At 61.4% G+C, this 25,213-nt stretch carries 20 protein-coding genes and 1 pseudogene; 15 read left to right on the top strand and 6 right to left on the bottom strand.

Going from position 1 to position 25,213, the window contains the following annotated elements; genetic code table 11:
* Window positions 1-26 precede the first annotated feature (26 nt).
* The 4 genes from J5278_RS01575 (at window position 27) to modC (ending at window position 3,751) form a co-directional block, all read left to right on the top strand.
* On the top strand, window positions 27-617 hold the full coding sequence (locus J5278_RS01575) for a nicotinate-nucleotide adenylyltransferase (RefSeq protein ID WP_209185479.1): 591 nt from the start codon (window positions 27-29) through the stop codon (window positions 615-617).
* Between the two features lie 515 nt (window positions 618-1,132).
* On the top strand, window positions 1,133-1,924 hold the full coding sequence (modA, locus tag J5278_RS01570) for a molybdate ABC transporter substrate-binding protein (protein ID WP_142824518.1): 792 nt from the start codon (window positions 1,133-1,135) through the stop codon (window positions 1,922-1,924).
* A gap of 52 nt (window positions 1,925-1,976) precedes the next feature.
* Entirely contained in the window at window positions 1,977-2,675 is a 699-nt protein-coding gene (modB, locus tag J5278_RS01565) for a molybdate ABC transporter permease subunit (RefSeq protein ID WP_142824517.1), read from the top strand.
* Window positions 2,675-3,751, top strand: coding sequence for a molybdenum ABC transporter ATP-binding protein (modC, locus tag J5278_RS01560; protein WP_142824516.1), 1,077 nt, complete (start codon window positions 2,675-2,677; stop codon window positions 3,749-3,751). Before modB ends, modC begins: the two co-directional genes overlap by 1 nt.
* A gap of 9 nt (window positions 3,752-3,760) precedes the next feature.
* Here the strand turns inward: modC and J5278_RS01555 are convergent, their stop codons facing one another.
* The gene (locus J5278_RS01555) at window positions 3,761-4,138 is read right to left on the bottom strand and encodes a winged helix-turn-helix domain-containing protein (protein WP_209185407.1); all 378 of its coding nucleotides are present in this window, start codon (window positions 4,136-4,138) and stop codon (window positions 3,761-3,763) included.
* Window positions 4,139-4,391: 253 nt separating this feature from the next.
* Between J5278_RS01555 and rsfS the strand changes: the two are divergent.
* From rsfS to J5278_RS01525, 6 genes and pseudogenes are all read left to right on the top strand, one after another.
* Window positions 4,392-4,834, top strand: a pseudogene (gene rsfS, locus J5278_RS01550) (ribosome silencing factor).
* Between the two features lie 108 nt (window positions 4,835-4,942).
* On the top strand, window positions 4,943-5,425 hold the full coding sequence (rlmH, locus tag J5278_RS01545) for a 23S rRNA (pseudouridine(1915)-N(3))-methyltransferase RlmH (RefSeq protein ID WP_142824514.1): 483 nt from the start codon (window positions 4,943-4,945) through the stop codon (window positions 5,423-5,425).
* A gap of 151 nt (window positions 5,426-5,576) precedes the next feature.
* Entirely contained in the window at window positions 5,577-7,028 is a 1,452-nt protein-coding gene (locus J5278_RS01540; RefSeq protein ID WP_374108287.1) for a murein hydrolase activator EnvC, read from the top strand.
* Window positions 7,018-8,340, top strand: a complete 1,323-nt coding sequence (locus J5278_RS01535; RefSeq protein ID WP_142828751.1) for a S41 family peptidase — start codon at window positions 7,018-7,020, stop codon at window positions 8,338-8,340. Before J5278_RS01540 ends, J5278_RS01535 begins: the two co-directional genes overlap by 11 nt.
* A 111-nt stretch (window positions 8,341-8,451) precedes the next feature.
* On the top strand, window positions 8,452-9,645 hold the full coding sequence (locus J5278_RS01530; protein ID WP_209185408.1) for a divergent polysaccharide deacetylase family protein: 1,194 nt from the start codon (window positions 8,452-8,454) through the stop codon (window positions 9,643-9,645).
* 12 nt (window positions 9,646-9,657) lie between these two features.
* Window positions 9,658-10,200: an RNA pyrophosphohydrolase gene (locus J5278_RS01525; RefSeq protein WP_209185409.1), complete on the top strand. Its 543-nt coding sequence runs from the start codon at window positions 9,658-9,660 to the stop codon at window positions 10,198-10,200.
* A gap of 96 nt (window positions 10,201-10,296) precedes the next feature.
* Here the strand turns inward: J5278_RS01525 and J5278_RS01520 are convergent, their stop codons facing one another.
* The gene (locus J5278_RS01520; RefSeq protein WP_209185410.1) at window positions 10,297-10,995 is read right to left on the bottom strand and encodes a DUF1013 domain-containing protein; all 699 of its coding nucleotides are present in this window, start codon (window positions 10,993-10,995) and stop codon (window positions 10,297-10,299) included.
* A gap of 232 nt (window positions 10,996-11,227) precedes the next feature.
* On the opposite strand from J5278_RS01520, the gene acs reads away from it, so the two are divergent.
* The 4 genes from acs to J5278_RS01500 all read left to right on the top strand — a co-directional run bounded on the left by acs (window position 11,228) and on the right by J5278_RS01500 (window position 16,365).
* A complete protein-coding gene (gene acs, locus J5278_RS01515; RefSeq protein ID WP_209185411.1) occupies window positions 11,228-13,186 on the top strand; it encodes an acetate--CoA ligase in 1,959 nt (652 codons plus the stop codon).
* 93 nt (window positions 13,187-13,279) lie between these two features.
* The gene (locus tag J5278_RS01510) at window positions 13,280-13,495 is read left to right on the top strand and encodes a CsbD family protein (protein WP_209185412.1); all 216 of its coding nucleotides are present in this window, start codon (window positions 13,280-13,282) and stop codon (window positions 13,493-13,495) included.
* Window positions 13,496-14,327: 832 nt separating this feature from the next.
* Window positions 14,328-15,362 carry an aspartate-semialdehyde dehydrogenase gene (locus J5278_RS01505; RefSeq protein ID WP_111222096.1) on the top strand — a complete coding sequence of 345 codons (1,035 nt, stop codon included), beginning with the start codon at window positions 14,328-14,330 and terminating at the stop codon, window positions 15,360-15,362.
* Window positions 15,363-15,546: 184 nt separating this feature from the next.
* Window positions 15,547-16,365 (top strand): lytic transglycosylase domain-containing protein, encoded by an 819-nt coding sequence (locus J5278_RS01500; RefSeq protein ID WP_142824507.1) that lies wholly within the window; start codon window positions 15,547-15,549, stop codon window positions 16,363-16,365.
* A gap of 129 nt (window positions 16,366-16,494) precedes the next feature.
* Here J5278_RS01500 and J5278_RS01495 read toward each other — a convergent pair whose 3' ends face one another.
* The 4 genes from J5278_RS01495 to J5278_RS01480 form a co-directional block, all read right to left on the bottom strand.
* Window positions 16,495-18,075, bottom strand: a complete 1,581-nt coding sequence (locus J5278_RS01495; protein ID WP_209185413.1) for a diguanylate cyclase — start codon at window positions 18,073-18,075, stop codon at window positions 16,495-16,497.
* A 100-nt stretch (window positions 18,076-18,175) separates the two neighbouring features.
* On the bottom strand, window positions 18,176-18,817 hold the full coding sequence (locus J5278_RS01490; protein WP_142824505.1) for a carbonic anhydrase: 642 nt from the start codon (window positions 18,815-18,817) through the stop codon (window positions 18,176-18,178).
* 68 nt (window positions 18,818-18,885) lie between these two features.
* Window positions 18,886-19,761 carry a pyridoxal kinase PdxY gene (gene pdxY, locus J5278_RS01485; RefSeq protein ID WP_209185414.1) on the bottom strand — a complete coding sequence of 292 codons (876 nt, stop codon included), beginning with the start codon at window positions 19,759-19,761 and terminating at the stop codon, window positions 18,886-18,888.
* 156 nt (window positions 19,762-19,917) lie between these two features.
* A complete protein-coding gene (locus tag J5278_RS01480; protein ID WP_209185415.1) occupies window positions 19,918-20,238 on the bottom strand; it encodes a low molecular weight protein tyrosine phosphatase family protein in 321 nt (106 codons plus the stop codon).
* 155 nt (window positions 20,239-20,393) lie between these two features.
* Here J5278_RS01480 and J5278_RS01475 point away from each other — a divergent pair, with 155 nt between their 5' ends.
* A complete protein-coding gene (locus J5278_RS01475; RefSeq protein WP_209185480.1) occupies window positions 20,394-25,172 on the top strand; it encodes an NAD-glutamate dehydrogenase in 4,779 nt (1,592 codons plus the stop codon).
* The last annotated feature ends 41 nt before the right edge of the window (window positions 25,173-25,213 follow it).

Below are 25,213 nucleotides of genomic sequence, written 5' to 3'. Positions count from 1 at the left end.
ACCGGATCGACGCGCCCTATCTGCGAATGCCCCATGCCGAGCGTGGAATGGTCGTCGGCCTTTTCGGCGGATCCTTCAATCCGCCGCACCCGGGACATGTGCTCGTTGCCGAGATTGCCATCCGTCGGCTTGGCCTTGATCAGCTGTGGTGGATGGTGACGCCGGGCAACCCGCTTAAAAACACCAACCACCTCGCCCCCTTGGCAGAACGCATTGCCCTCAGCGAGAAGATCGCCGTCGATCCGCGCATCAAGGTGACCGGCTTCGAGCAGGCGCTCAACATGCGCTATACGGCGGATACGCTGGCCCGCGTCAAGGCACTGAACAGCCACGTGCATTTCATCTGGATCATGGGCGCCGATAGCCTGAACACGTTCCACAAATGGCAGAAGTGGCAGACCATCGCCAAAACCTTCCCGATTGCCGTGATCGATCGTCCGGGTTCGACGCTGTCGCACCTGTCGGCCAAGATGGCGAAGACGTTTCACTACGCCCGCGTCGATGAAGACGACGCAAGGGTGCTGTGGAAGAAGCGTGCACCGGCCTGGACATTCATCCACGGTCCGCGTTCGACGCTGAGCTCGACCGCACTGCGCGAAGAGCAGCAGAAAACCTGAATTTCCGAAATTTGAAATCCTCCAAAATGAAAAGCCCGACGGGGGAGGAGATCCGTCGGGCCTATCAAAACTGATCGACAACCGGGAGGAGGAGTGTCATCGATCCAAAATCGAATGGCGCTGGGAGGAGGAGTGCGCTGTTCGATGAGTTAAATCTAGCACAGCTGTCGAGAAGTAAAATCGTTGATATCGCAACGCAGCCATGCATTTTACACATGACAGAAAAGTGCAAATGCACAAAATTAAATCTTTCGTAAGCTTTCGCGCGAGATCACACCGACCACCTACGCTGTTGACGACGCCCTGCCCCCAAAAGACGCTGGGGCGCCATGTTGCAGCCCGATGGATGTCACAGGGGCCTACAGAGCCATGCGAAATCGACCAAGTCAGTAGGGAATAGCAATCGGCGAAATCTCTGAAATCATTGTCGATTAATCGTGTTGACGAAACCGACGCTGGTCAAATCGCGCGAAGCGATATATTCCTGAAAATACTTCGCCAATTTGGAGATTGCCATGCCGACCCGCCGTTCCTGGATGAAACTTGCCGCTGTAGCCATTGTCGCCGGCTGGCTCGGATTGACCACCGGCGTCTCTCCCTCGGCAGCGGCGGAAAAAATAACCGTGTTCGCTGCCGCCAGCATGAAGAACGCCCTCGACAGCGCAAACGCCGCTTACACCGCCCAGAGCGGCAAGCAGATCACCGTGTCCTATGCCGCGAGTTCGGCGCTGGCAAAGCAGATCGAGAGCGGCGCACCTGCAGATATCTTCATTTCGGCCGACACCGACTGGATGGCATACCTCGGCAACAAGAACCTGCTGAAGCCGGATACGCAGGTAAACCTATTGGGCAACCAGATCGTGCTCGTTGCCCCCCGCGACAAAGCGAAGCCGGTTGATATCAAGGCCGGCATGGATTTCTCCGCCCTCCTCGGCGACGGTCGCCTGGCGATGGGCCAGGTCGATTCCGTGCCAGCCGGTAAATACGGCAAGGCAGCCCTCGAAAAACTGGGGATCTGGCCGTCGGTCGAAAGCAAGGTTGCCGGTGCCGAAAGCGTGCGCGCTGCGCTGGCGCTGGTATCGCGCGGCGAAGCCCCCTACGGAATTGTCTATCAGACGGATGCCGCCTCCGACCCGGGCGTCGCCATCGTCGGCACTTTTCCAGCAGACAGCCACCCGCCCATCATCTATCCGCTCGCCATCACTGCCAGCAGCAGGAACAAGGATGTCGATGCCTATTACGACTTCCTCAAGTCGTCCAAGGCGGAGCCTTTCTTCGAGCACGAAGGTTTCACCATCCTGAACTGAACATCGCCTGCCTGCTGCATGACCGGCGGACCAACAGGGAAAGAGAGCGGTTTTGGAGGGATGGCATTTAAGCAGTGACGAGTGGACGGCGATTCTGCTTAGCCTGCGCGTCGCTAGCGTGGCCATGCTGGTGAGCCTGCCATTCGGGGTCGCCGCAGCGCTGCTTCTCGCTCGCGGCCGGTTCTTTGGAAAATCGCTGCTGAACGGCATCATCCATATGCCGCTGATCCTGCCGCCGGTCGTCACCGGTTTTCTGCTGCTGATCCTGTTCGGTCGCCGCGGCGTCATCGGCGCCTTCCTCGACAACCATTTCGGCATCGTCTTTTCTTTTAGATGGACCGGTGCCGCGCTCGCCTGCGGAATCATGGGGTTCCCCCTGATGGTACGCAGCATCCGGCTGTCGCTGGAAGCCGTCGACCGCAAGCTGGAGGAGGCTGCAGGAACGCTGGGTGCCAGTCCTGTGTGGATATTCCTCACCGTCACCTTGCCGCTCACGCTCCCCGGTATCATTGCCGGCATGATCCTCTCATTTGCCAAGGCGATGGGGGAATTCGGCGCCACCATCACCTTCGTCTCCAACATTCCTGGCGAAACCCAGACGCTTTCGTCGGCAATCTATACCTTCACTCAGCTCCCCGGCGGCGATGCGGGCGCGCTGAGGCTCACCGTCGTCGCGGTGCTGATTTCCATGACCGCACTGCTGGCGTCCGAGTTTCTTGCCCGTTGGGTCGGCCGCAGGGTGGACGTCTGATGACGCTGACGGTGAACATCCGCCACAGGCTCGGCGCTTTTGCGCTGGACGCTGCCTTTACCGCAGAGGGCGGGGTTACGGCCCTGTTCGGCCGCTCCGGCTCTGGGAAGACCTCGCTCATCCGCAGCATTGCCGGGCTGATCCACCCCGACCACGGCCACGTTGCGCTCGATGGCAGGGTGCTGACGGACACGGACCAAAATATCTTCGTGCCCCGCCATCGCCGCCGTTTCGGCTACGTCTTTCAGGAGGCACGGCTGTTTCCGCATCTGTCGGTTCGCCACAACCTCGGCTATGGCCGCTGGTTCGCGCCGAAAACGACCGACCGCGACGATTTCGACAGCGTCGTCGATCTACTCGGGCTCGGCCCGCTTCTGGAGCGCCGACCCGGCAAGCTGTCGGGCGGCGAAAAGCAGCGGGTGGCAATCGGCCGTGCCCTGCTCTCCAACCCGCGCCTGTTGCTGATGGACGAGCCGCTGGCGGCACTCGACGAGGAGCGCAAGGCAGAGATCCTGCCCTATCTTGAACGGCTGCGCGACGAGACGAAAATCCCGATCGTCTATGTCAGCCACGCGATTGCAGAGGTCGCGAGGCTCGCAAGTCGCGTCGTCCTTTTGCGCGACGGCCATGTGGAAGCGGTCGGCAGCGCCGTCGAGGTTTTGAGCCTGCCATCGACGGCGGAGGGCGCCGAGCGCCGCGAGGCCGGCGTGCTGCTGGAAGGCCGCATCGACAGCATCTCGCAGACCCATCTCCTATCGACCGTCGCCCTGAAGACCGCGAAACTGCAGGTGCCGGGGACAGGATTTCCGGTCGGCAGGATGGTGCGGATCCACGTCCCCGCCCGCGATGTGATGCTGGCGACCGTGCGCCCGGAAGGCCTCAGCGCGCTCAATATTCTCGAAGGAACGATCACCTGGATCGGCGTGGTCGCCAACGGTGCGCTCGAAGTCCGCCTCAACTGTGGCGGCGACCCGATCCTGTCGCGGATTACCCAGCTGTCAGGCGAAAGACTGCGCTTGGCAGTGGGCATGACCGTTTTTGCAGTCATCAAGACAGTCGCCCTGCAAAACGGATGACCGGTGTTATCACGCTTCCGGCAACCCCTGCGGACGGTAGTGCTCCTGCAGCCACAGCAGATCGTCGGCGAGAACGAGGGCGACCGCCCGCTCCATCGCCCGGAACCGCTCGAGCAGCGCCTCGCCGAAGGGTGTCAGCACCGCACCGCCACCCTTCTGGCCGCCCCGCTGCGATTCGACCGAGGGCACGTCGAACATGCGGTTGAGGTCGCTGACCAGAAGCCATGCGCGGCGGTAGGACATATCCATGGCTCGCCCCGCCGCCGAAATCGAGCCCGTCCTGCGGATGTGCTCAAGCAGCTCCACCTTGCCCCGGCCAAGCCGATCCTGTCCCGTGAAACGGATGCGCAGGATGGCGTCTATCGTGTCGTTGGAATGTCTGGTCATGGCCCGCAGCTTTTGAGCGTTGTTTCCCTATACGCGCAGCACTCTTGGCTGTATACGGCCGTACCCGAGGCATCGATATGGGCCAATGGGAAGGCCGACGGGCAAAAATTCGCAGATCGGTGCCGAAAACGCATCGCTGGCCGAGAAACTGAGCCCCGACCGCCGATGCCGAGCTGCACGCGTCTTGAAACCTTAGTGCTTTGATGCCTATCTTGAGAACTGATTTGAACGACAGTTCGAATCAATCGCGTGCATGTTCTGTTACTCCTGAAAGGAAAAGCACTGACAACAGTACACGCCAAGGGACGAACGCTAGCCGTTGCCCCGAAGAGCCCGGAACGTGGCGTTGATGCCGCCGCCCGCGCCCTGCAAGCCGTCCTCAACAGCCTTGAGGACTCCAAAGCTGAAGACATCGTCACCATCAACATTGCGGGCAAATCCGCGCTGGGCGACTACATGGTTGTGGTCTCCGGGCGCTCAAACCGCCATGTCCTGGCGATCTCCGATCACCTCACGTCCGATATCAAGGGCGAAGGTCTCGGCAACCCGCGCGTCGAAGGTCTCGACGCAGGCGACTGGGTTCTGATCGACACTGGTGACATCATCGTCCACGTCTTCCGTCCGGAAATCCGCGAGTTCTACAACATCGAAAAGATGTGGGCCGCGCCGGATCTCGACGAGGGCACGATACACTAGCAGATCCGGTTTCCCCGGCTGCTGCGCAGGTTTGACTGGCCGCAACGGCATCTGTCGCGCGGCTAAGAAATATGTGCGGCCGTGCTGGCCATCGTCTCTGGAGTGAACATGCGGATTGGATTGTTTGCCGTTGGCCGGCTGAAGACCGGCCCGGAGAAGGATCTCGCGGCCCGCTATTTCGACCGGTTCGCCAAGACGGGCCCAGCCATCGGGCTGGATTTCTCGCGCGTCACCGAAGTCGCGGAAAGTCGTGCCTCGAACGGCGAAACGCGCAAGCGCGAGGAGGCGGCCATGCTGCTGAAATCGCTGCCGGACGCCAGTATCCTCATGCTGCTCGACGAGCGCGGCAAAGCGATGGACAGCGAGGCATTTGCTGCGCTCCTTGGCCAGTACCGGGACCAGGGCAAGCGCGACCTGACGATCGCCATCGGCGGCGCGGATGGCCTCGATCCTTCGCTCTACGACAGGGCAGACAGCACGATCTGTCTCGGCAAGATGACCTGGCCACACCAGCTTGTGCGGATTCTTATTGCCGAACAGCTCTACAGGGCGGTCACCATTCTCTCCGGCCACCCCTACCATCGCGTCTGAAAGTGGCGGATCGCTCACACAGCCGTGTTTTGATTTCGTCACCGAACTGGCGATATGTCTTGGCCATCGGCGGCAAATCAGCTTACGCCTTGCGCGATAGAGAAATCCTAAGCCATCCGCGATGAAACGATCCGCCGCCCCTCTGCCGCGTCTGCTCCCGCCGCCTCTCGCGGCAGGTACCCGTGCGGCCTTTTTGTGTGCAGCCGTAATGCTCGCGGCAGCTCCGGTGATCCAGGGATATCAGGCGCGCGCCGAGGATGGCGCTGCCGATCCGACGTCGTCGCGGTTGCCACCGGACCAGCAAACCGCCCCCGATACAGCCACCGCAAACCCGCCGGCGCCCGATCCGGCAGCCGACCTTGCCGAAAAACGCGACCAGACACGAGCCGAACTCGATAGCCTGTCGAAGACGATCACCCTCTCTGCCGAAAAGCAGAAGCAGCTTCAGGAAAGTGTAGCGGCGCTCGACAAGAGCAATGCCAGCCTGCGCCAGGCGCTGATCGATTCGGCATCGCGCCGCAAGACGATGGATCGCAAGATCGAAGACAGCGAAAGGGCGCTGACCGATCTGAAGGTCAAGGAGGGCGGCGTCCGTCGCTCGCTTCACGAACGGCGCGGTCTCCTGGCCGAGGTTTTGGCAGCGCTGGAGCGCATGGGCCGCGACCCGCCTCCGGCCCTGCTCGTCAGCCCCGACGACGCCCTCAATTCGGTGCGAAGCGCCATCCTGCTCGGCGCCGTGGTGCCCGGCATGCGCAAAGCGACTGAAAAGCTGCTTGCAGACCTCGGCGAACTGTCGACGCTGGAAGCCTCCACGGCCAAGGAAAAGGCAAACCTTTCCGCAACGCTCACGTCCAGTCTGGAGGAAGAGCGGCGTATGGATCTGCTGATCGCCGAGAACGACCGGCAGAGCAGGGAAAGCGCCGCTCAGATAGAGGACGAGCGCAAGCGTGCCGAGCAACTGGCAGGTAAGGCAACCAGCCTGGAAGGCCTTGTAGCCTCTCTCGAAAGCCAGATCGGCTCGGTGCGCAGCGCGGCAACGGCTGCCCGCGAGGAAGAACAACGCCGGCAAATGATGACCGACGAGCAGCGTGCCGAAGCCAAGGCCCTGGCCGAAAGCGGGGTGCCCGATAAAAACCGCATTGCCCCCGCATATCGATTTTCAGACCTAAAGCAGAAGCTCGAGCTGCCTGTGGCCGGTGATATTCTTCGGCACTTTGGAGACGACGACGGAACGGGACACACGGCCGCTGGCATGACGCTCGCAACCGGCCCCGGCGCGCTCGTCACGGCGCCCGCCGATGGCCTGGTGGTGTATGCCGGCGCTTTCCGCAGCTACGGCCAGATGATCATCCTCGATACCGGCGACGGCTTCCACATGGTTCTGTCCGGAATGGACGCCATCAAGACGCGCCAGGGAAAATTTGTTTTCGCCGGAGAACCGGTTGCGGTGATGGGCGAGAAAAGAGTGGCAAGTGCGACAGCATTGGCGCTGGAAACAAACAAGCCAACGCTTTACATTGAATTGAGAAAAGACGGAAAACCGGTTGATTCCCAACCCTGGTGGACCGCAAAGGATACTGGAAAGGCACGCAATGATTCGTAGGGCTTCTCTTGTCGTCATCGGCGCATTGATGGGTGCGACCGCCATGGGCGTCATTTACTCAGCGGGAGTCCCGGCGGAAGCTGCGAGCGGTTCCACGTATAAGGAATTGTCGGTATTCGGCGATGTCTTCGAGAGGGTTCGGGCGCAATACGTTACGCCTCCCCAGGAAGACAAGCTCATCGAGGCGGCCATCAATGGCATGCTTGCCTCGCTCGATCCGCATTCGAGCTACATGAATGCCAAGGATGCCCAGGACATGCGCACCCAGACCAAGGGTGAGTTTGGCGGTCTCGGCATCGAGGTAACGATGGAGAAGGACCAGATCAAGGTCGGCTCCACGATCGAGAATACCCCCGCCGACAAGGCCGGCGTCAAGGCTGGCGACTTCATCACCGCAATCGACGGATCGCCTGTAAAGGGCCTGAAACTCGAAGATGCCGTGCTGAAGATGCGCGGCGAGGTCAAGACGCCGATCAAGCTGACACTGCAGCGCGTCGGTGTCGATAAGCCGATCGAACTGACGATTGTCCGCGACATCATCCCGGTCGCCGCCGTCCGCTCGCATGTCGAAAACGATGTCGGCTACATCCGGATCCTGCAGTTTACCGAGAAGACCACACCGGATCTCGAAGCTGCCATCCAGAAGATCAAGCAGACCGTGCCAGCCGACAAGCTCAAGGGCTATGTCCTCGACCTGCGCCTCAACCCGGGCGGCTTGCTCGACCAGGCGATCAACGTCTGCGACGACGTCCTGGAGCGTGGCGAAGTGGTCTCGACCCGCGGCCGTAACCCGGACGAAACCCGCCGCTACAACGCCGGTCCGGGCGATCTGACAGACGGCAAGCCGATCATCGTGCTGATCAATGGCGGCTCCGCCTCCGCATCGGAAATCGTTGCAGGCGCCCTGCAAGACCTGCGCCGTGCCACGATCCTCGGCACGCGCTCCTTCGGCAAGGGGTCGGTCCAGACGATCATCCCGCTCGGTGAGAACGGTGCCTTGCGCCTGACCACGGCGCTCTATTACACGCCATCGGGCCGCTCGATCCAGGGCACCGGCATCACGCCTGACATCAAGGTCGACGAGCCGCTGCCGGACGATCTCAAGGGCAAGATGGTCTCCGAAGGCGAATCCACCCTGCGCGGTCACATCAAGGGCCAGTCTGAAACCGACGAAGGATCGGGCTCGGAAGCCTATGTGCCACCGGAGGTCAAGGACGACGTTCAGCTGAACTACGCGCTCGACCTGCTACGTGGCGTCAAGAAAGACCCCGCCTTCCCGCCAAATCCGGACAAGGCTGTAGTCGCCAAGTAAGACGTCGTATAGTAGGACGTCGCCAAGACAGAAAATGGCGCCGGGCTGGAAACAGACCCGGCGCCTTCACGACGCGGAACGACGATTTCCGATGTGGGGCGGACAAGGAAATTGGGAACGGACCTACACGCACCGCTGGGACAGAACCGCCCGCCTCGCCGCAATAGGCGCCTGCCGCCGGTGGGCCGTATGCTGGCAGCCCTCTGCCTGATCGCAATCGCCGGCTTCTCCCTCTACACCGCGCTGATCCGCGATCCCTTCCAAAAATCTCCCCCCGTCGAAACCGCCGCCAAGGCACCGCCACCGGCTGAAACCGGGGATACGCCGTCGGAGGATGCGGCAGCCGTGTCGACGGGCATGCCGCAGGCAGACCCGCAATCCGGCGCCAACGTCGAGCGCAACCTCACCGGCGACGGTTCTGTTGTGACAACCTACACGCCAAAGCCGCGGGACGGCTCAGGGCCGGTCCTCGTCAGGGCCAACCAGATCGGCCAGGATCCCCGCATGGCGGCAACGCCCAATGATGCGTTGCTGGAAAACTCACCGTTCGGCCGGCTCCCCATCACCTCTCCCGCCGGCCTGCGGCCGATGGATCAATATGCGCGGCCCTGGTCCGGCGCCCACGGCACGCGCATCGCCATCGTCGTTGGCGGCCTCGGCCTCAGCCAGACCGGTACGCAGCGGGCCATAAAGCAGCTGCCGGAGGAAGTAACCCTTGCCTTTGCGGCCAGCGGCAACAGCCTGCAGCGCTGGATGCAGGACGCCCGTCGCAGCGGCCACGAAATCCTGCTGCAGGTACCGCTGGAGCCCTTCGATTATCCGGCCAACAACCCCGGTGCCGATACGTTGTTGACATCGCAGCCAGCGGCGAAAAACGTCGAAAACCTGCACAAGGCGATGGCTGAAATCACCAATTACACCGGCATCATGAATTATCTCGGCGGCCGCTTTCTGTCGAACCCGACCGCTTTGGAACCGGTTCTGCGCGATGTCGGCAAACGCGGCCTGCTATTCCTTGACGATGGCTCATCTGCGCAATCGAAATCCGGCACGATCGCCAAGGCGCTCGCCGTGCCGCATGCCTTTGCCGACGTACAGCTGGACAGCGAACTGAATGGCGACGCGATCACCCGGAAACTGGACGAGCTTGAGCGTATCGCCCGCCGCAACGGCTCGGCAATCGGCGTCGCATCCGCATTCGACGAAAGTGTCGACGCAATTTCCGCCTGGAGCGAGAATGCCGCAACGCGTGGCATCGAGATCGTCTCCGTCTCGGCGCTCGCCAACGATCCTAAACATCCCTGACCGGAGGATATGATGAGCAAGAACCCCAATCCCGTAAAAGCCGAGGACCTGCCTTATCGCCCCTGCGTCGGGGTGATGATCCTCAGCGCCGAGGGCCTCGTCTGGGCCGGCCGGCGCATTCCCATCGGCAATTCCGAATATGATGGCTCGGAAAATCTCTGGCAGATGCCGCAAGGCGGCATCGACGAGGGCGAGGATCCGCTGGAAGCGGCCTATCGCGAACTCTACGAGGAGACAGGGATGAAAACCGTCACCCTGCTTGCCGAAGCCAGCGACTGGATCAACTACGATCTGCCACCCGAACTGATCGGCATCGGCCTGAGGGGGAAGTTTCGCGGCCAGACACAGCGCTGGTTTGCCTTTCGCTTCGATGGCGACGAAAGCGAGATCGCCATCAACCCGCCACCCGGCGGCCACGAGCCGGAATTCGACCAGTGGGAATGGAAGCCTATGGAGGAATTGCCGGAACTGATCGTCACCTTCAAGCGCGGCGTCTACGAGCGCGTCGTTGCCGAATTCCGCCATCTGGCCACCCTTGGCAAGAGCAGCGACTGATCGTCGTTGCCAGAAGCGCAATCGGGATAGCTCTGTCCCTAAACGTCAAACCCCGGCAAAAGCCGGGGTCTGGTAGATGCAAAAGTTAATAAGACCTCAGTACTGGTCTTCGTCCTCGTCCTTCGGGGCGCGCAGCGACTTGAGCTTGGCAAAGACGGCATCGGCGTCGATGGTCTTTTCTTTTTCTTCGCGCTCGTAGGAGAATGGCAGCTTTTCGGTTTCCTGCGACGGCTGCAGGGTTGCGCCGAGTTCGGCAGCTGTCGGCAGCGGACGGCCCTTGGCAGCCTTCTCGACTTCCATGTCGAGGTCGATCTGGCTGCAGAGACCGAGCGTCACCGGATCCATTGGCGCAAGGTTGGTCGAATTCCAGTGGGTGCGGTCACGGATCTGCTCGATCGTCGACTTGGTGGTGCCGACCAGGCGCGAGATCTGCGCGTCCTTCAGTTCCGGATGATTGCGCACCAGCCAGAGGATCGCATTGGGGCGGTCCTGGCGCTTCGACACCGGCGTATAACGCGGGCCGCGACGCTTGGATTCCGGAACGCGCACTTTCGGTTCGGAAAGCTTCAGCTTGTAATCCGGCTTGCCTTCGGCGCGGGCGATTTCCTCGCGCGACAGCTGGCCGGTGGAAATCGGGTCGAGGCCCTTGATGCCCTGCGAGGCTTCGCCATCGGCAATGGCTTTGACTTCCAGCGGGTGAAGCTTGCAAAACTGCGCGATCTGTTCGAACGACAAGGCGGTGTTGTCGACAAGCCAGATGGCCGTAGCTTTCGGCATAAGCAGTTGTTGAGCCATGGGTATAGTCCTTCTGTCCGTCCGCGCCGGGGTCGCGGTCCGTGGGTGTTTTCACCACTGATGTCCGGGAAATGACGCCCTGTATATCCTCAGTGCCGCATAATTGCAATTCTTTGCGGATGAAATGCTCTTTGTCCAATGGACGCCGTATCTTAAGGTGCTATCTGTGAGGACAAAGACCGCAGTTTTTGTGAAAAAACGCGGGCCTAGCCGGACATTTCGAGGAGGAATCATGTCTGAAAAAATTTATCCGGTCACAAAGCCGGCCAGGCAGAATGCGCTGATCACCAAGGAAAAATACGAAACCTGGTACGCAGACAGCATCGCCGATCCCGACGCCTTCTGGGGCGAGCACGGCAAGCGCATCGATTGGTTCAAGCCCTACACCAAGGTCAAGAACACATCGTTCACCGGCAAGGTGTCGATCAAGTGGTTCGAGGACGGGCTGACCAACGTCGCCTATAACTGCATCGATCGCCATCTCGAAAAGCGCGGCAACCAGGTTGCCTTCATCTGGGAGGGCGACAATCCTTACATCGACAAGAAGATCACCTATAACGAACTCTACGATCGGGTTTGCCGGCTTGCCAACGTGCTGAAGAAGCATGGCGTCAAGAAGGGCGACCGGGTCACCATCTACATGCCGATGATACCGGAAACGGCCTATGCGATGCTCGCCTGCGCCCGCATAGGCGCTGTGCACTCCGTCGTCTTCGGCGGCTTTTCGCCGGACGCGCTGGCAGGCAGAATCGTCGATTGCCAATCGACGTTCATCATCACTTCCGACGAGGGCGTACGCGCCGGCAAGCCAGTGCCGCTGAAGGATAACACCGATACCGCGATTCATATCGCTGCCCGCCAGCAGGTCATGGTCGACAAGGTGCTGGTCGTGCGCCGCACCGGCGGCAAGACCGGCTGGGCGCCCGGTCGCGACCTCTGGTATCACCAGGAAATGGCTACGGTGACGGCGGACTGCCCGCCGGCGAAAATGAAGGCCGAGGACCCGCTGTTCATCCTCTACACCTCCGGCTCGACCGGCAAGCCGAAGGGTGTGCTTCATACCACGGGCGGCTACCTCGTCTATGCGGCCATGACGCACGAATACACCTTCGATTACCATGACGGCGATATTTACTGGTGCACCGCCGATGTTGGCTGGGTCACAGGCCATTCCTATATCGTCTACGGCCCACTCGCCAACGGCGCGACATCTGTCATGTTCGAGGGCGTGCCCAATTTCCCAGACCAGGGCCGTTTCTGGGAGATCGTCGACAAGCACAAGGTCAACATTTTCTACACTGCGCCAACCGCAATCCGCTCGCTGATGGGGGCAGGCGACGAGTTCGTTACTCGCGCCTCACGCGCCAGCCTGAGGCTGCTCGGCACAGTCGGCGAACCCATCAACCCGGAAGCCTGGAACTGGTATTACAATGTCGTCGGCGATGGCAGATGTCCGGTGGTCGACACCTGGTGGCAGACCGAGACCGGCGGACACATGATCACGCCGCTGCCCGGCGCTACGGACCTGAAACCGGGCTCGGCCACCAAGCCGTTCTTCGGCGTCATTCCCGAGCTGGTCGATGCCGAGGGCAGGGTGCTCGAGGGCGCCGCAGACGGCAATCTCTGCATCGCCGACAGCTGGCCCGGCCAGATGCGCACGCTCTACGGCGACCACAAGCGTTTCATCGAGGCCTATTTCTCGACCTACAAAGGCAAATATTTCACCGGCGACGGCTGCCGGCGCGACGCCGATGGCTACTACTGGATCACCGGACGCGTCGACGACGTACTCAACGTCTCCGGCCACCGGCTTGGAACGGCGGAGGTCGAATCGGCGCTGGTGTCGCACAACCTTATCTCGGAAGCCGCTGTCGTCGGTTACCCGCATGCAATCAAGGGGCAGGGGATCTACTGCTACGTGACGCTGATGTCCGGCCACGAAGGCACCGATGCGCTGAGGGCCGAACTCATCAAGCATGTGCGGACCGAGATCGGTCCGATCGCGACGCCAGACAAGATCCAGTTCTCGCCGGGACTTCCGAAAACGCGCTCGGGAAAGATCATGCGCCGTATCCTGCGCAAGATCGCCGAGGACGATTTCGCGGCGCTGGGAGATACCTCCACCCTTGCCGATCCCGCCGTCGTCGACGACCTCATCGCCAACCGCCAGAACAAGGCAGAGGCAGCCTGACGACAGTGGTCTTACCTGTTGCGCTTCCGGACGCTGGCGGAACCAATCCTGTGCCGGTTCGTTAGCTGATTGGAAGTTCAAAGGAGAAGTCACATGGGTAGCACATCAGACAAGGCCTCGGGTCTCGCCAATGAAGCCGTCGGCAACTTCAAGCAGGGCGTTGGCAAGCTTGTCGGCAACGAAAAGCTTCAGGCTGAAGGTAAACTTCAGGAAATCAAGGGCGAAGGCCAGCAGGCACTTGGCGACGCCAAGAACACCGTCAAGGACGGCGCTGCGGCAGCTTCGGACTACGCCAACAAGAAGCTCTGATCTTTTCCGAGACACCGCATTTGAAAGGACGGGGATCGCATCTCCGTCCTTTTTGCATTCGGGGCGGAAGTGGCATGACCGCCGATGCATGAACGAAGCAGGCTTCCTTTTACAAACCTGCATATATGTCAACCTTTGATGCAACCTTTTTTGCACTGGCGCATTGTATAGGCAGGAAAACAAGGAAGATCACAATGACCGATTATGATGTAAACCAGCTCAAGTCCTCTTGCTTCACAGCCATCGTATTCATGAGCGTTGCTGCTGTTGCTCTCGGCCTGATGTTCCACCTCGTCAACGCCTGATTACGGAAGTCGCTATACTCGGCGGCTGACAACGTTTACTTCGCCACCAATACTGGCGATTAGCATTCCATAGGTCGGCGCGGCTCACCGCTGCGATTTGACGATAGAAATGCAAGAAGACACACAATTACATTATTTATGCGACCCGCCGCGATAACGAGTGTGCAACTATTGCACTTCGATGCAGGAAATCCGTTGCGTCAGCATCTCATGCGGCTTGGTGGGCATTGACCCTGGTTCACGGCTGAACTCTTGACTCTTTCGCAAAACATTTTATTACCTGCGACGGAATAGGAAGACGGTCCATGGTTCGTTCAGAACAGATCCGCGACTGCGACCGCCTGGCAGCCCCTGCCGGGTCGCATAGCCGTTTTCCGACATATTCCAACACCAAGGCCAAAACCACGACGAAAACCGTCTGACGTTTCCTGGCCTGCCGCTCTCTCCCCGGCTCGGCTGGGGACAGGGAACCGCGGATCGCGGCTCCCCCTCACCGGATAGCGGAGAGATGAGAAAGAGAGCATAAAATGGGTTTCAAAGTCGCAATCGCAGGCGCTACCGGCAATGTCGGTCGTGAAATGCTCAACATCCTCTCCGAACGCGGCTTTCCCGCCGACGAAGTCGTGGCGCTGGCCTCGGCCCGCAGCCAGGGAACGGAAGTGTCGTTCGGCGACCGGACGCTGAAGGTCCAGAACCTCGAAAACTACAATTTTGCCGATACCGACATCTGCCTGATGTCGGCCGGCGGCGAAATCTCCAAGAAGTGGTCGCCGAAGATCGGTGCGCAGGGCTGCGTCGTCATCGATAACTCGTCGGCCTGGCGCTACGACCAGGACGTGCCGCTGATCGTGCCGGAAGTGAATGCCGACGCTATCGACATGTTCACCCGCCGCAACATCATTGCCAATCCGAATTGCTCGACGGCACAACTGGTCGTCGCCCTGAAGCCGCTGCATGATTTTGCCAAGATCAAGCGCATCGTCGTATCGACCTACCAGTCGGTATCGGGCGCCGGCAAGGATGGCATGGACGAACTGTTCAACCAGACACGCGCTGTCTTCGTTGCCGATCCGATGGCCAACAAGAAGTTTCCCAAGCGCATCGCCTTCAACGTCATCCCGCACATCGATGTGTTCATGGAAGACGGTTATACAAAGGAAGAGTGGAAGGTGCTGGCCGAAACCAAGAAGATCCTCGATCCGAAGATAAGGGTGACCTGCACAGCCGTGCGCGTTCCCGTATTCATCGGCCACTCGGAATCGGTCAATATCGAGTTCGAGAACGAGATCAGTGCCGACCAGGCCCGCGACATCCTGCGCGAAGCGCCCGGCTGCATCGTCATCGACAAGCACGAGGACGGCGGCTACATGACGCCATACGAATCGGCCGGCGAGGACGCGACCTATATCTCGCGCATCCGCGAGGACGCGACAGTCGAGAATGGCCTCAACATCTGGGTTGTCTCCGACAACCTTCGCAAGGGTGCCGCCCTGAACGCTATCCAGATCGCCGAGCTGCTGATCAATCGCGGGCTCATCAAGCCTCGCAAGCAGGCCGCCTGAGAGGACTACTTTTTATAAAGGTCTAGCCTATATAACCCTGCGGTTCGCATGCGAACGGCGGGGTTTTTCACGGATACCGGAGGTCGGGCGGCAGCGTCCACGCCCGAGGGATGGTTTTGGACGGATCAAAAGGACATCGGACGTTGGCGGGGCCGACGCGGATGTCGAAACACAGGGACGAGGAATGCGCATGAAGAAGTCTGGTTGGGCGGCGCTCGCAGCCGTGCTCATGATAACGGCGCCGGTGGCAGCCGAGGCTGCGCAGTGCGGCAACACGGCAGCCGGATTTCCGGCCTGGGTCGGTGAGTTCAAGCAGGAAGCGGCAGCCAAGGGCATCAGCCCCCAGGTTCTCGACCGCGCCTTTGCCGATGTCCACTACAACCAGCCGACGATCCGTGCCGACCGTGGCCAGAAGAGCTTCAAGCTGTCGTTCGAAGAGTTCATGAAGAAGCGCGGCGGCCAGACGGTCATCAATCGTGGCCGCGGCATGAAGCAGGCGAACGCCGCATTGTTTGCCAACATCGAGCGCAAATACGGGGTGCCGGCCGGCCCCCTGATCGCAATCTGGGGCATGGAAACTGGCTTTGGCAGCTATATGGGCAATGAGCACACGATGTCCGCCGTCTCGACGCTGTCCTACGATTGCCGCCGCAGCGACTATTTCACCGATCAGCTTTATGCAGCGCTGAAACTGGTTGGCGAAGGCTATCTCAGCCCGTCGGCACGTGGCGCAGCCCATGGCGAAATCGGCCAGACGCAATTCCTGCCACGCAATGTCGTCAATTTCGGCGTTGACGGCGACGGCAACGGCCGGATCGACATGGTCGGCTCGAAAGCCGATGCACTCGCATCGACTGCCAACTTCCTGCGCGGCCACGGCTGGCGTCCAGGCGAAGGCTACCAGCCAGGCGAACCGAATTTCAATGCCATTGCCGGCTGGAATGCTGCCGTCGTCTATCAGCAGTCGATCGCCTATATCGGCAAGCAGATCGACGGAAAGTAAGTTTCACATTTCGTGTGAATGGTGGGCTCCGGGAAACCGGGGCCCTTTTTCGTTTCGTTTCCGCGCTTTACGGAAATGCAGGGTGTTCCGTCGCTTTGACGGAGTTCGACAAACATGCGCGCGACGGCGTTAGGCCGGGCTGCGGCGGCGTCTCTCGACGATGCCTGAGGTGGCGACGTAGTTCCGGCCGCTGGCCTTGGCTGCGTAGAGCGCCATGTCGGCTTTCTTGATCAGGTCCTCGAAATGATCGCCGTGCGCCGAATAGGTCCGGGCAGCGCAGCCAAAGCTGGCGGTGACATCGACGACGCCGCCGTCGGGCAGCGGGATGCGGGCGTCCTGCACCGCGCGCCGCACCCGCTCGGCAACCGATGCAGCTTCATCCTTGCTGGTGTCGGGCAGCAGGGCTAGAAACTCTTCGCCGCCGTGGCGCACCAGCAGGTCGACGCCGCGAAAATTACGCTTGGCGATGGCCGCTACCTGCCGCAGCACATCGTCTCCCACATCGTGGCCATGCTGGTCGTTGATCTTCTTGAAATGATCGAGATCGAAAAGCACGACAGCAACCGGTCGGGCGCGATCCTTGCCAAGCAAGGCCTCTGCAGCAGCCTCGAAACCACGGCGATTGTAGAGACCTGTCAGCAGGTCCGTCTGCGAGGCGCTGCGCAGTTCGGTCACCAGTTCCTCACGCTCGCGGGTCAGCCGGTCGAGGAGGCGCATCCCCTTGACCGCGAGACCCCCGACGATGGCCGCCAACAGCGACAGGATGATCGCCAGACCTACCACTGCCAGCAGATGATAGTGGGCCCGCCGCGATAGTTCGTCGCCGGTATCCTGGAGATTTTGCGTCACGGAGAGGATGTTCTGCCGCAGGAACGCCAGCCGTCCCTCCTCGGCCACCGTCCAGAGGTTGCGCAGCTCCGGCGTCGGTCGCAGGACGCCGGAGAGGATCGCCTGCGAATAAACATCGGCGCGCTTTTCGCCCGGCTGGTTGAGGAAGTCGATGATGCCGCGAATGACCGGCGAAGAGGTGTGAAAGCGCAACCGGTCCGTACCCAGGCGCCGTGTTACGTCGCCTTGCAGCAGCTGCTCGCGCGACATGGCGGAAAAACCGATCTGCTCGAGGTAATGGCTGCCGATATTGTTGACCACGAGCTCGCCGTGATAGGTCAGAAGGATGCTCATCAGCTCATTCGACTTGCGCAGCAGCAACGGATCGTGAATCAGGGCCGAGAGGCTGTCGCCAAGGCCCAGCTGGCGAAGTGCTGCCTGCCGGTAGATATAGCCGACATTGGCCTGGCGGCCGTAGCGCCCGTCGTCGATAGCCGACCGGAGGCCGACGATCCGGCTGTAACCGAAGCGCAGCCGTGACAGCTGGCCATTGATGCCGCCGGAAAATTTGTCCGCTGACGGCAGTCGCGCAAAGAAGTGCCTGCGAGCGCTATCGACGGCGTCCCTGGTGCTTCGCATTGCTGCAGCGGTATCGGGGTTACGATCGAGCAGGTAGGCCTGCGTTGCCACCATTTCGGCCGGAATTTCCGTCGAGGCAATGGCGCCGCCGTGCGCCAGCATTTCGGCTATCAGCCGGTCTGCCTCCAGCGTCCGGTACTGCTCGAAGGACGACGCGATCAGCAGAAGTCCGGCCGCCATCATGAACGCAAACGGCAGTAGGATCGCAGCAAGGACTGTTTTCTTGATGGTCTGGAATTGCATGGATGCGCCTTTACGGGTCCATCCATTTCCTGCCAGCGGATGCACTCATAGCGATATTAACAGATATCGCTTGAAAAGTGACCACGTAAATAGGGGGGTATCAAGCGCCGGGACGGATGAAGTCGCCGGTTTCGCCGTCCATGACCCACAATTCACCCGTCGAGATGTCGAACCATGCGCCGTGAAGCTGCAACTGGCCCTCTTTTTCGAGTTCGCGGATATCCGGGAAGCTGCGCAGATTAGCGATCGAATTGCGAATGGAAACGCGCTCGAGTGCCGTCTGGCGCTCGCCCTGGGTCATCATGTCGTTGTTCTGGATCTGCTCGGCCGCAGTGGAAACCAGCGACATCCAGCGACCGATGAAGTCGCCGGGAGACAGCGGCTCGGAGCTCGGGTCGAGGGCAGCGCGGATACCGCCGCAGCGACCGTGGCCCATGACGACGATGTTCTTGATCTTCAGCGCCTGTACGGCAAACTCGAGTGCTGCCGATGTCGCATGGAAATTGCCATCCGGCTCATAGGGCGGCACGATGTTGGCGACGTTGCGGATGACGAACATCTCGCCGGGACCGGCATCGAAAATTGTTTCCGGGGCTGCCCGCGAATCGGAACAGGCAATCACCATTGTCGAGGGGCTTTGGCCCTGCTCCGCAAGGCTGCGATAGCGCTCGCGCTCGTCAACGTAGCGCCCGCCCATGAAGCTGTTGTAGCCGTCGATCAGGAAAGAAGGAAAAGTGTGCATGCATCCCGATTAGCGCGGCGAGACGCCGAGATCAACAGTCGAGATGTTAAAAATTTGTGTCGCCGCCGCTAGCGCTTGCGACGGTGGGCCGGATGCATGAGGTGGCGCATCTGCACCATGGCCATCGGTGTCGACAGGCTGGCCGCGTCGGCCGCCAGCGTCAGTTCGTCACTGCCGCGCTTCACGGCACGCGCGAGCACCTCGTAGACGCTGGCTGTTGCCAGCTGGAGCGCCCGCTCCTCGTCCATGCCAGACATCAGACGCGACAGGAACAGCGCCGCCAGCAGGTCTCCAAGACCGTTCGGGGCGTTGTCGATTGCCCGGTGTTCGGCCAGCAGCGCGTTGCGGCCGCTCAGATAGAGATTACCGGTGCCGCCGGCCATCATCGGCACCGCCGAAGTCACCAGCATGCGCGACGGCCCAAGCGCCAGGGCCGCTTCCATCACGGCATTGTTGTCGTCAAGCGGCGCGCCGGAAAGCCAGGCAAGCTCGTAGCGGTTCGGCGTTGCCAGCGAGGCGAGGGGCAAGAGATGGTCTCGGATGGCTTCCGCCGTCGGCTGCGGCACATAGAGCCCGCCGAGATCGCCGATGACGGGATCGCAGGCATAGAACAGGTCCGGCATCTTTTCGCGCATTGCCGCAATCAGCCGGGCGACCGAATGTGCCTGGGCGGCATTGGCGAAGTAGCCGGACAGCACGGCCTTGATCTCCGGAAGCCAGGGTGCCGCCAGCAGGTCGTCGATAGCGAGGTCGAAATCAGCTTCGGGAAATGTCAGCCGCGTCGATCTGCCGTGGCCGGGATGCCAGGGCAAAACAATGGTCGGCAGCGCCCAGACGGGATGCCCCAGCGTCTCCAGCGCAAAGACGGCAGCACGATTACCCACCGAGCCCCGCACCACGTGGCTGGAAATGACAAGGACCGCGCCCTCTGCTGTGTCCGACATGGTGATGACTTTCAGTGATGCTGGCCGTGTTTACGGAATGTTTGATGAGGCGTTCGCGGTTGCCTGTCAACGAAGATCGACGTTGCCTGGCAGACCGCACCAAAATCACGGTCGCGCCGGCCACTTGGGAGGTCCGGGCCTGCGCCGCCTGGAACGTTACAAGTAGCGCGGCACCCTGGCCTCCAAAAGTGCGATGAGCCTTTGGTCCATGAAGGTGTAGTCGTCCGGAATGTCGAGGCAGATGATCCGCTTGCCTTTCAGCACCGATCGGTATCGGCGCTGTATCTTGGATCGATGGATTTTCTCCATCGCGAAGATGATGTCTGCCCATTCGACCAACTCCGTCGACAGAGGATTTTCGGCATCGTTGTTTGTGCCAGCCGACATAACCTCGATGTCACGCCTGGCGGCAAACACCTGCTCGGCCGTCGGACTGCGAAGCTTGTTTTGACTGCAGACGAAGAGGATGTTTCGCATGTCGAGATCTCTGTGCAATTAAATCGAACGCGGTGACCGAAGCGCCGGTGAAGTCAAAACGCGGTTCGATCTTACTACCCCGTCATAATCTTTTGCGGTTGCATCTCTATCGCTTCTGAAGTCTGCTTGGGAGCAGGATGCGTCGGGAGAGTGCAATCATGGCCAGAATGAACCCCAAGCGGGAAAAGCTGATCGAGGCGGCGGTCAAGGCGGCCGAAGCGTCGGGCAAGACCTACCTCGATCCGAAAATCCTGTTCGGGCAGGCCAGCAATGACGACATGGCCCGCTACAGCGCCGAAATGCTGGCACTGACCGCCATTCACACCGCAGACGAACTCGGCCGCTGGTCCGGCGAGGCCCGTATCAGCGTTGCGCCGATAGAGGGAGTCGTACCCGGGGGCGTTGCTGTCTCGGTGCTGTCGATCACCGACCGCAACATGCCGTTTCTCTACGAATCGGTGATGGGCGAAGTCACCAGCACCTACCGCGACGTGGCGATGGCCGTGCACCCGATCCTGTCGCTGCAGCCGGACGGCACGCCCGCTCTAAAGGCGGCGCAGGCCGGCGATCCCGGCCAGCGCGTCAGCCATATCCAGCTACACTTGGCGCCGTTGACGGCGGAGCAGGCAGATGCCCTCATCGTCCGCGTCAGGACGGTGCTGGAGCAGACACATCTCTCGGTGGGCGACTGGCAGCCGATGCTGGCGCGGCTCGACACTGTCATCGACGAACTCAGCGCACATGTCGCTGGGCGCCGTGCGGCAGAGCGAGACGAGGCACTGGCCTTCCTGTCCTGGCTTCGGGACGACAATTTCACCTTCCTCGGCATGCGTGACTACGTCTATTCCGGCAAGGGCAAGCAAGCGACCGTCGAGCGGGACCGTGGCACGGGCCTCGGCATTCTCGCCAATCCGGACGTCCGCGTGCTGCGCCAGGGGAGCGATGCCGTGACCACGACGCCAGAAATCCTGGCGTTCCTCGATGGCCCGGATTTCCTCATCGTCACCAAGGCCAACGTCAAGTCGCTGGTACATCGCCGCGCCTACATGGATTATGTCGGCGTCAAACGTTTCGACGAGAAGGGCAATGTCGTCGGCGAACTGCGCATCGTCGGGTTGTTCACCTCGATTGCCTACACCGCCGAACTGTCGGACATTCCGCTGCTGCGGGCCAAGGCCCAGAAGGTCACGGACCATTTCGGCTTCGATCCGACCAGCCACTCCGGCCGCATGCTGCAGAACACGCTGGAATCCTATCCCCGCGACGATCTCTTCCAGATCGACACGAGCCTGCTCGCCACCTTCTGCGAGCAGATCAACGACCTCGCCGACCGGCCTCGGGTGAGGGTCCTGCCGCGCATCGACCATTTCGACCGCTTCGTGTCCGTCATCGTCTATGTGCCGCGTGAAGAGTACGATTCGGTCGTGCGCGAAAAGATCGGCGCCTATCTGCGGACTGTCTATGACGGCCGCGTTTCGGCCTATTATCCGGCCTTTCCGGAAGGCGGCGTGGCGCGCGTGCATTTCATCATCGGCCGCACCATCGGTCGCACGCCGCATATCGCGCAAGCCGTGCTGGAAGATGCCGTCCGGGCCATCGCTGCCCGCTGGATCGACCGGCTGGAGGCGCTGGCCGGCCCGGCCGCGCCCGACCTCACCGTCAGCCAGGCGTTCCAGGAGGCTTTTTCCCCGGAAGAGACCGTGGCCGACCTGCCGGCCATCATGGCCTGCGCCGGCGATGCGCCGATCCGCATCGGCTTCTACAGGCGCTCCTTCGGCGACACCGACGTGCTGTCGCTAAAAATCTTCCACGGCGAGGGCAACCTTGCCCTGTCGCGTCGCGTACCGCTGCTTGAAAACCTGGGCTTCAATGTGCTCAGCGAACGCACCTTCGACATCCACGTCGAGGGGTCCGGGATCAGCGGCGATGTGGTGTTGCACGACATGGAGCTGGAGGCGCGCGACGGCGTCGCCTTCGATCTCAAGCGCCATGGCGCAGCCCTCGAGGAGGCCTTTCTCGCGGCTTTCGAAGGCAGCATCGACAATGATGTTTTCAACCGGCTTATCGTCTCGGCCGACCTCACCGCGCGGACCGCCAATATCCTGCGCGCCTACGCCCGCTATCTGCGCCAAGCCGGCATCGCCTATTCGCAAGACTATATCGCCACGACACTCGACAAATATCCGGCCATTGCTGCCAGCATCGTCCGCCTGTTCCACGATTCGCTAAACCCGGCGCTGGAGGAAAAGCCGCGCCTGAAACGGCTAGCAACCCTGCATGCGGCGATCGAAACCGACCTCGCCTCCGTGCCGAGCCTCGATGACGACCGCATTTTGCGGCGCTATGTCAACGCCGTCGATGCGACGCTGCGCACCAACTATTTCCAGCGCAATGCCGACGGTTCGCCAAAGGCGATGTTCGCGATCAAGCTTGACCCGAAGCAGCTCGACGGATTGCCGGAACCCCGGCCGTTCCGCGAGATCTTCGTCTACGGCGTCGAGGTGGAGGGCGTGCATCTGCGCTTCGGCAAGGTGGCCCGCGGCGGCCTGCGCTGGTCCGACCGGGCGGAAGACTACCGCACCGAGGTGCTCGGGCTCGTCAAGGCGCAGCAGGTGAAGAACGCCGTTATCGTGCCGGTCGGTGCCAAGGGCGGCTTCTATCCGAAACAACTGCCGGCCGGCGGCAACCGCGATGCCATCTTCAATGCCGGCCGGGAGGCCTACAAGACCTACATCCGTACGCTGCTTTCGATCACCGACAATATCTCCGGCGCCGATATCATTCCGCCTCCGGATACATTGCGGCTGGACGGCGACGATCCCTATTTCGTCGTTGCAGCCGACAAGGGAACCGCGACATTCTCCGATACCGCCAACGGTCTGGCGCAGGAGGCCGGTTTCTGGCTCGACGACGCCTTTGCCTCGGGCGGATCAGCCGGCTACGACCACAAGAAGATGGGGATCACCGCGCGCGGCGCCTGGGAGACCGTCAAGCGGCATTTCCGCGAACTCGATATCGACATCCAGACGACGCCGTTCAGCGTCGTCGGCGTCGGCGACATGTCGGGCGACGTGTTCGGCAACGGCATGCTGCTGTCGCCGAAAATCCGGCTGATCGCCGCCTTCGACCACCGCGATATCGTCATCGACCCCGATCCCGACATGGCCGCGACGCTCGCCGAGCGCCAGCGCCTGTTCGACCTGCCGCGCTCCAGCTGGCAGGATTTCGACAAGAGCCTGCTGTCTGCGGGCGGCATGATCATTCCGCGTTCGGCGAAGTCTGTGACGCTCACCAGGGAAGCCGCGGCTGCCATCGGGCTCGACAGGACGGTTGCCACGCCGTTCGAAATCATTACCGCCATCCTCAAATGCCAGGCCGACCTGCTATGGTTCGGCGGTATCGGCACCTATGTGAAATCGCCGACCGAAACCGACGCCGATGTCGGCGACCGTGCCAACGATCCGATCCGCATCAATGCCGACGAGGTCCGCGCGCGGGTGATCGGCGAGGGCGCCAATCTCGGCGTCACGCAAAAGGGCCGCATTGCCTATTGCCTGAAGGGCGGCCGATGCAATTCCGACGCCATCGACAATTCTGCGGGCGTCAACACGTCCGACGTAGAGGTCAACATCAAAATCGCCCTTGCCTCCGCCATGCAGGACGGTCGCCTGACACGCGCCAGGCGTGACCAACTCCTCGCATCGATGACCTCAGAGGTCGCAGCCCTAGTGTTGCGTAACAACTATCTGCAATCGCTGGCTATTTCGCTGACGGAGCGTAAGGGAACCGGCAACGGCCTGGAGCTCGGCCGCTTCATCAGCGTGCTTGAATCCGCCCGCAAGCTCAGCCGCAAGGTCGAGACGCTGCCGGATGAGGCGACCTTCGCCGAGCGCTACGCCAACGACCGGCCTCTCACCCGACCGGAAATCGGCGTGCTGCTCTCTTACGCCAAGATCGTGCTGTTCGATGCACTGCTCGAGAGCGCCCTGCCGGACGATCCCTATTTTGCCGCAACGCTGACCGGCTATTTCCCGCAGAAAATGCATCGCGGCCATGCAGCCGATATCGCCGGACACCGGCTTCGGCGCGAGATTGTCGCTACCAGTCTTGCCAACGAGGCGATCAATCGCGGCGGTCCGGCTTTTGTCGTGTCGATGATGGATGCAACGGCGGCCGCCGCTTCCGAGGTCGTCAAGGCAGCCGTGCTCGCCCGCGACGGGTTCGATCTCGACCGGCTGTGGGATGGCGTCGACGGGCTCGACGGCAAGATCGGCGGCGAAGTGCAGAACCGGCTCTACGGCGACATCGGGCAGATCTACACCGTACTGACCCGGCTGCTGTTGAAGACAAGCATGGTCAAGTCAGAGATCGGCGAGACCGTTGGCCGGCTGCAGGCGGCAGCGAAAAAGCTGCGGCCCTTACTGTCGAGCCGGATCCCGGCCGAATTTGCCGCCGAGATCGATGCCCGGCGCAACGATTACGCAGCGGCCGGCGTGCCCGAAGGCCTTGCCGGCGAGATTGCCGCACTCGGTACGTTCCTGCTGGTACCCGATGTCATGCAAATTGCCGAACAGACGGGCGAGGCGCTAGCGCGCGCCGCAGAAACCTACTTCGAGGTGTCGCAGACCTTCCGGGTCAGCCGCCTGCTGGTTTCCGGCAGCCGCATTGTCACCGGCGATCACTACGAAAACCTGGCGCTCGCCCGCAGCCTCGACCGCATCGCCACGGCGCGTCGCGACATCGTCATCTCGGCGCTCAATGCCCACCCCCAGGACCGCCAGCCGCTTGCCGCCTGGCACGCCAGCGACCGCATCCGCATCAACCGCATCGCCGAGGAACTGGCGGGCCTTAGCGAAGGCGGCGAGGCAAATCTCGCCCGCATCACCGTCGCCGCCGGCCTGCTCGGCGACCTCGCCCACGATTTGCCGAGGTGATTGCCACGACTTCCCTCATCTCTGTGCTCGTCACAGAGATC

This window comes from Rhizobium sp. B21/90 (assembly GCF_019355815.1).
GTDB lineage: Bacteria > Pseudomonadota > Alphaproteobacteria > Rhizobiales > Rhizobiaceae > Rhizobium > Rhizobium rhododendri.
Note: the sequence above shows the minus strand (reverse complement) of the source record. Positions and strands in the feature narration are given on the sequence as shown.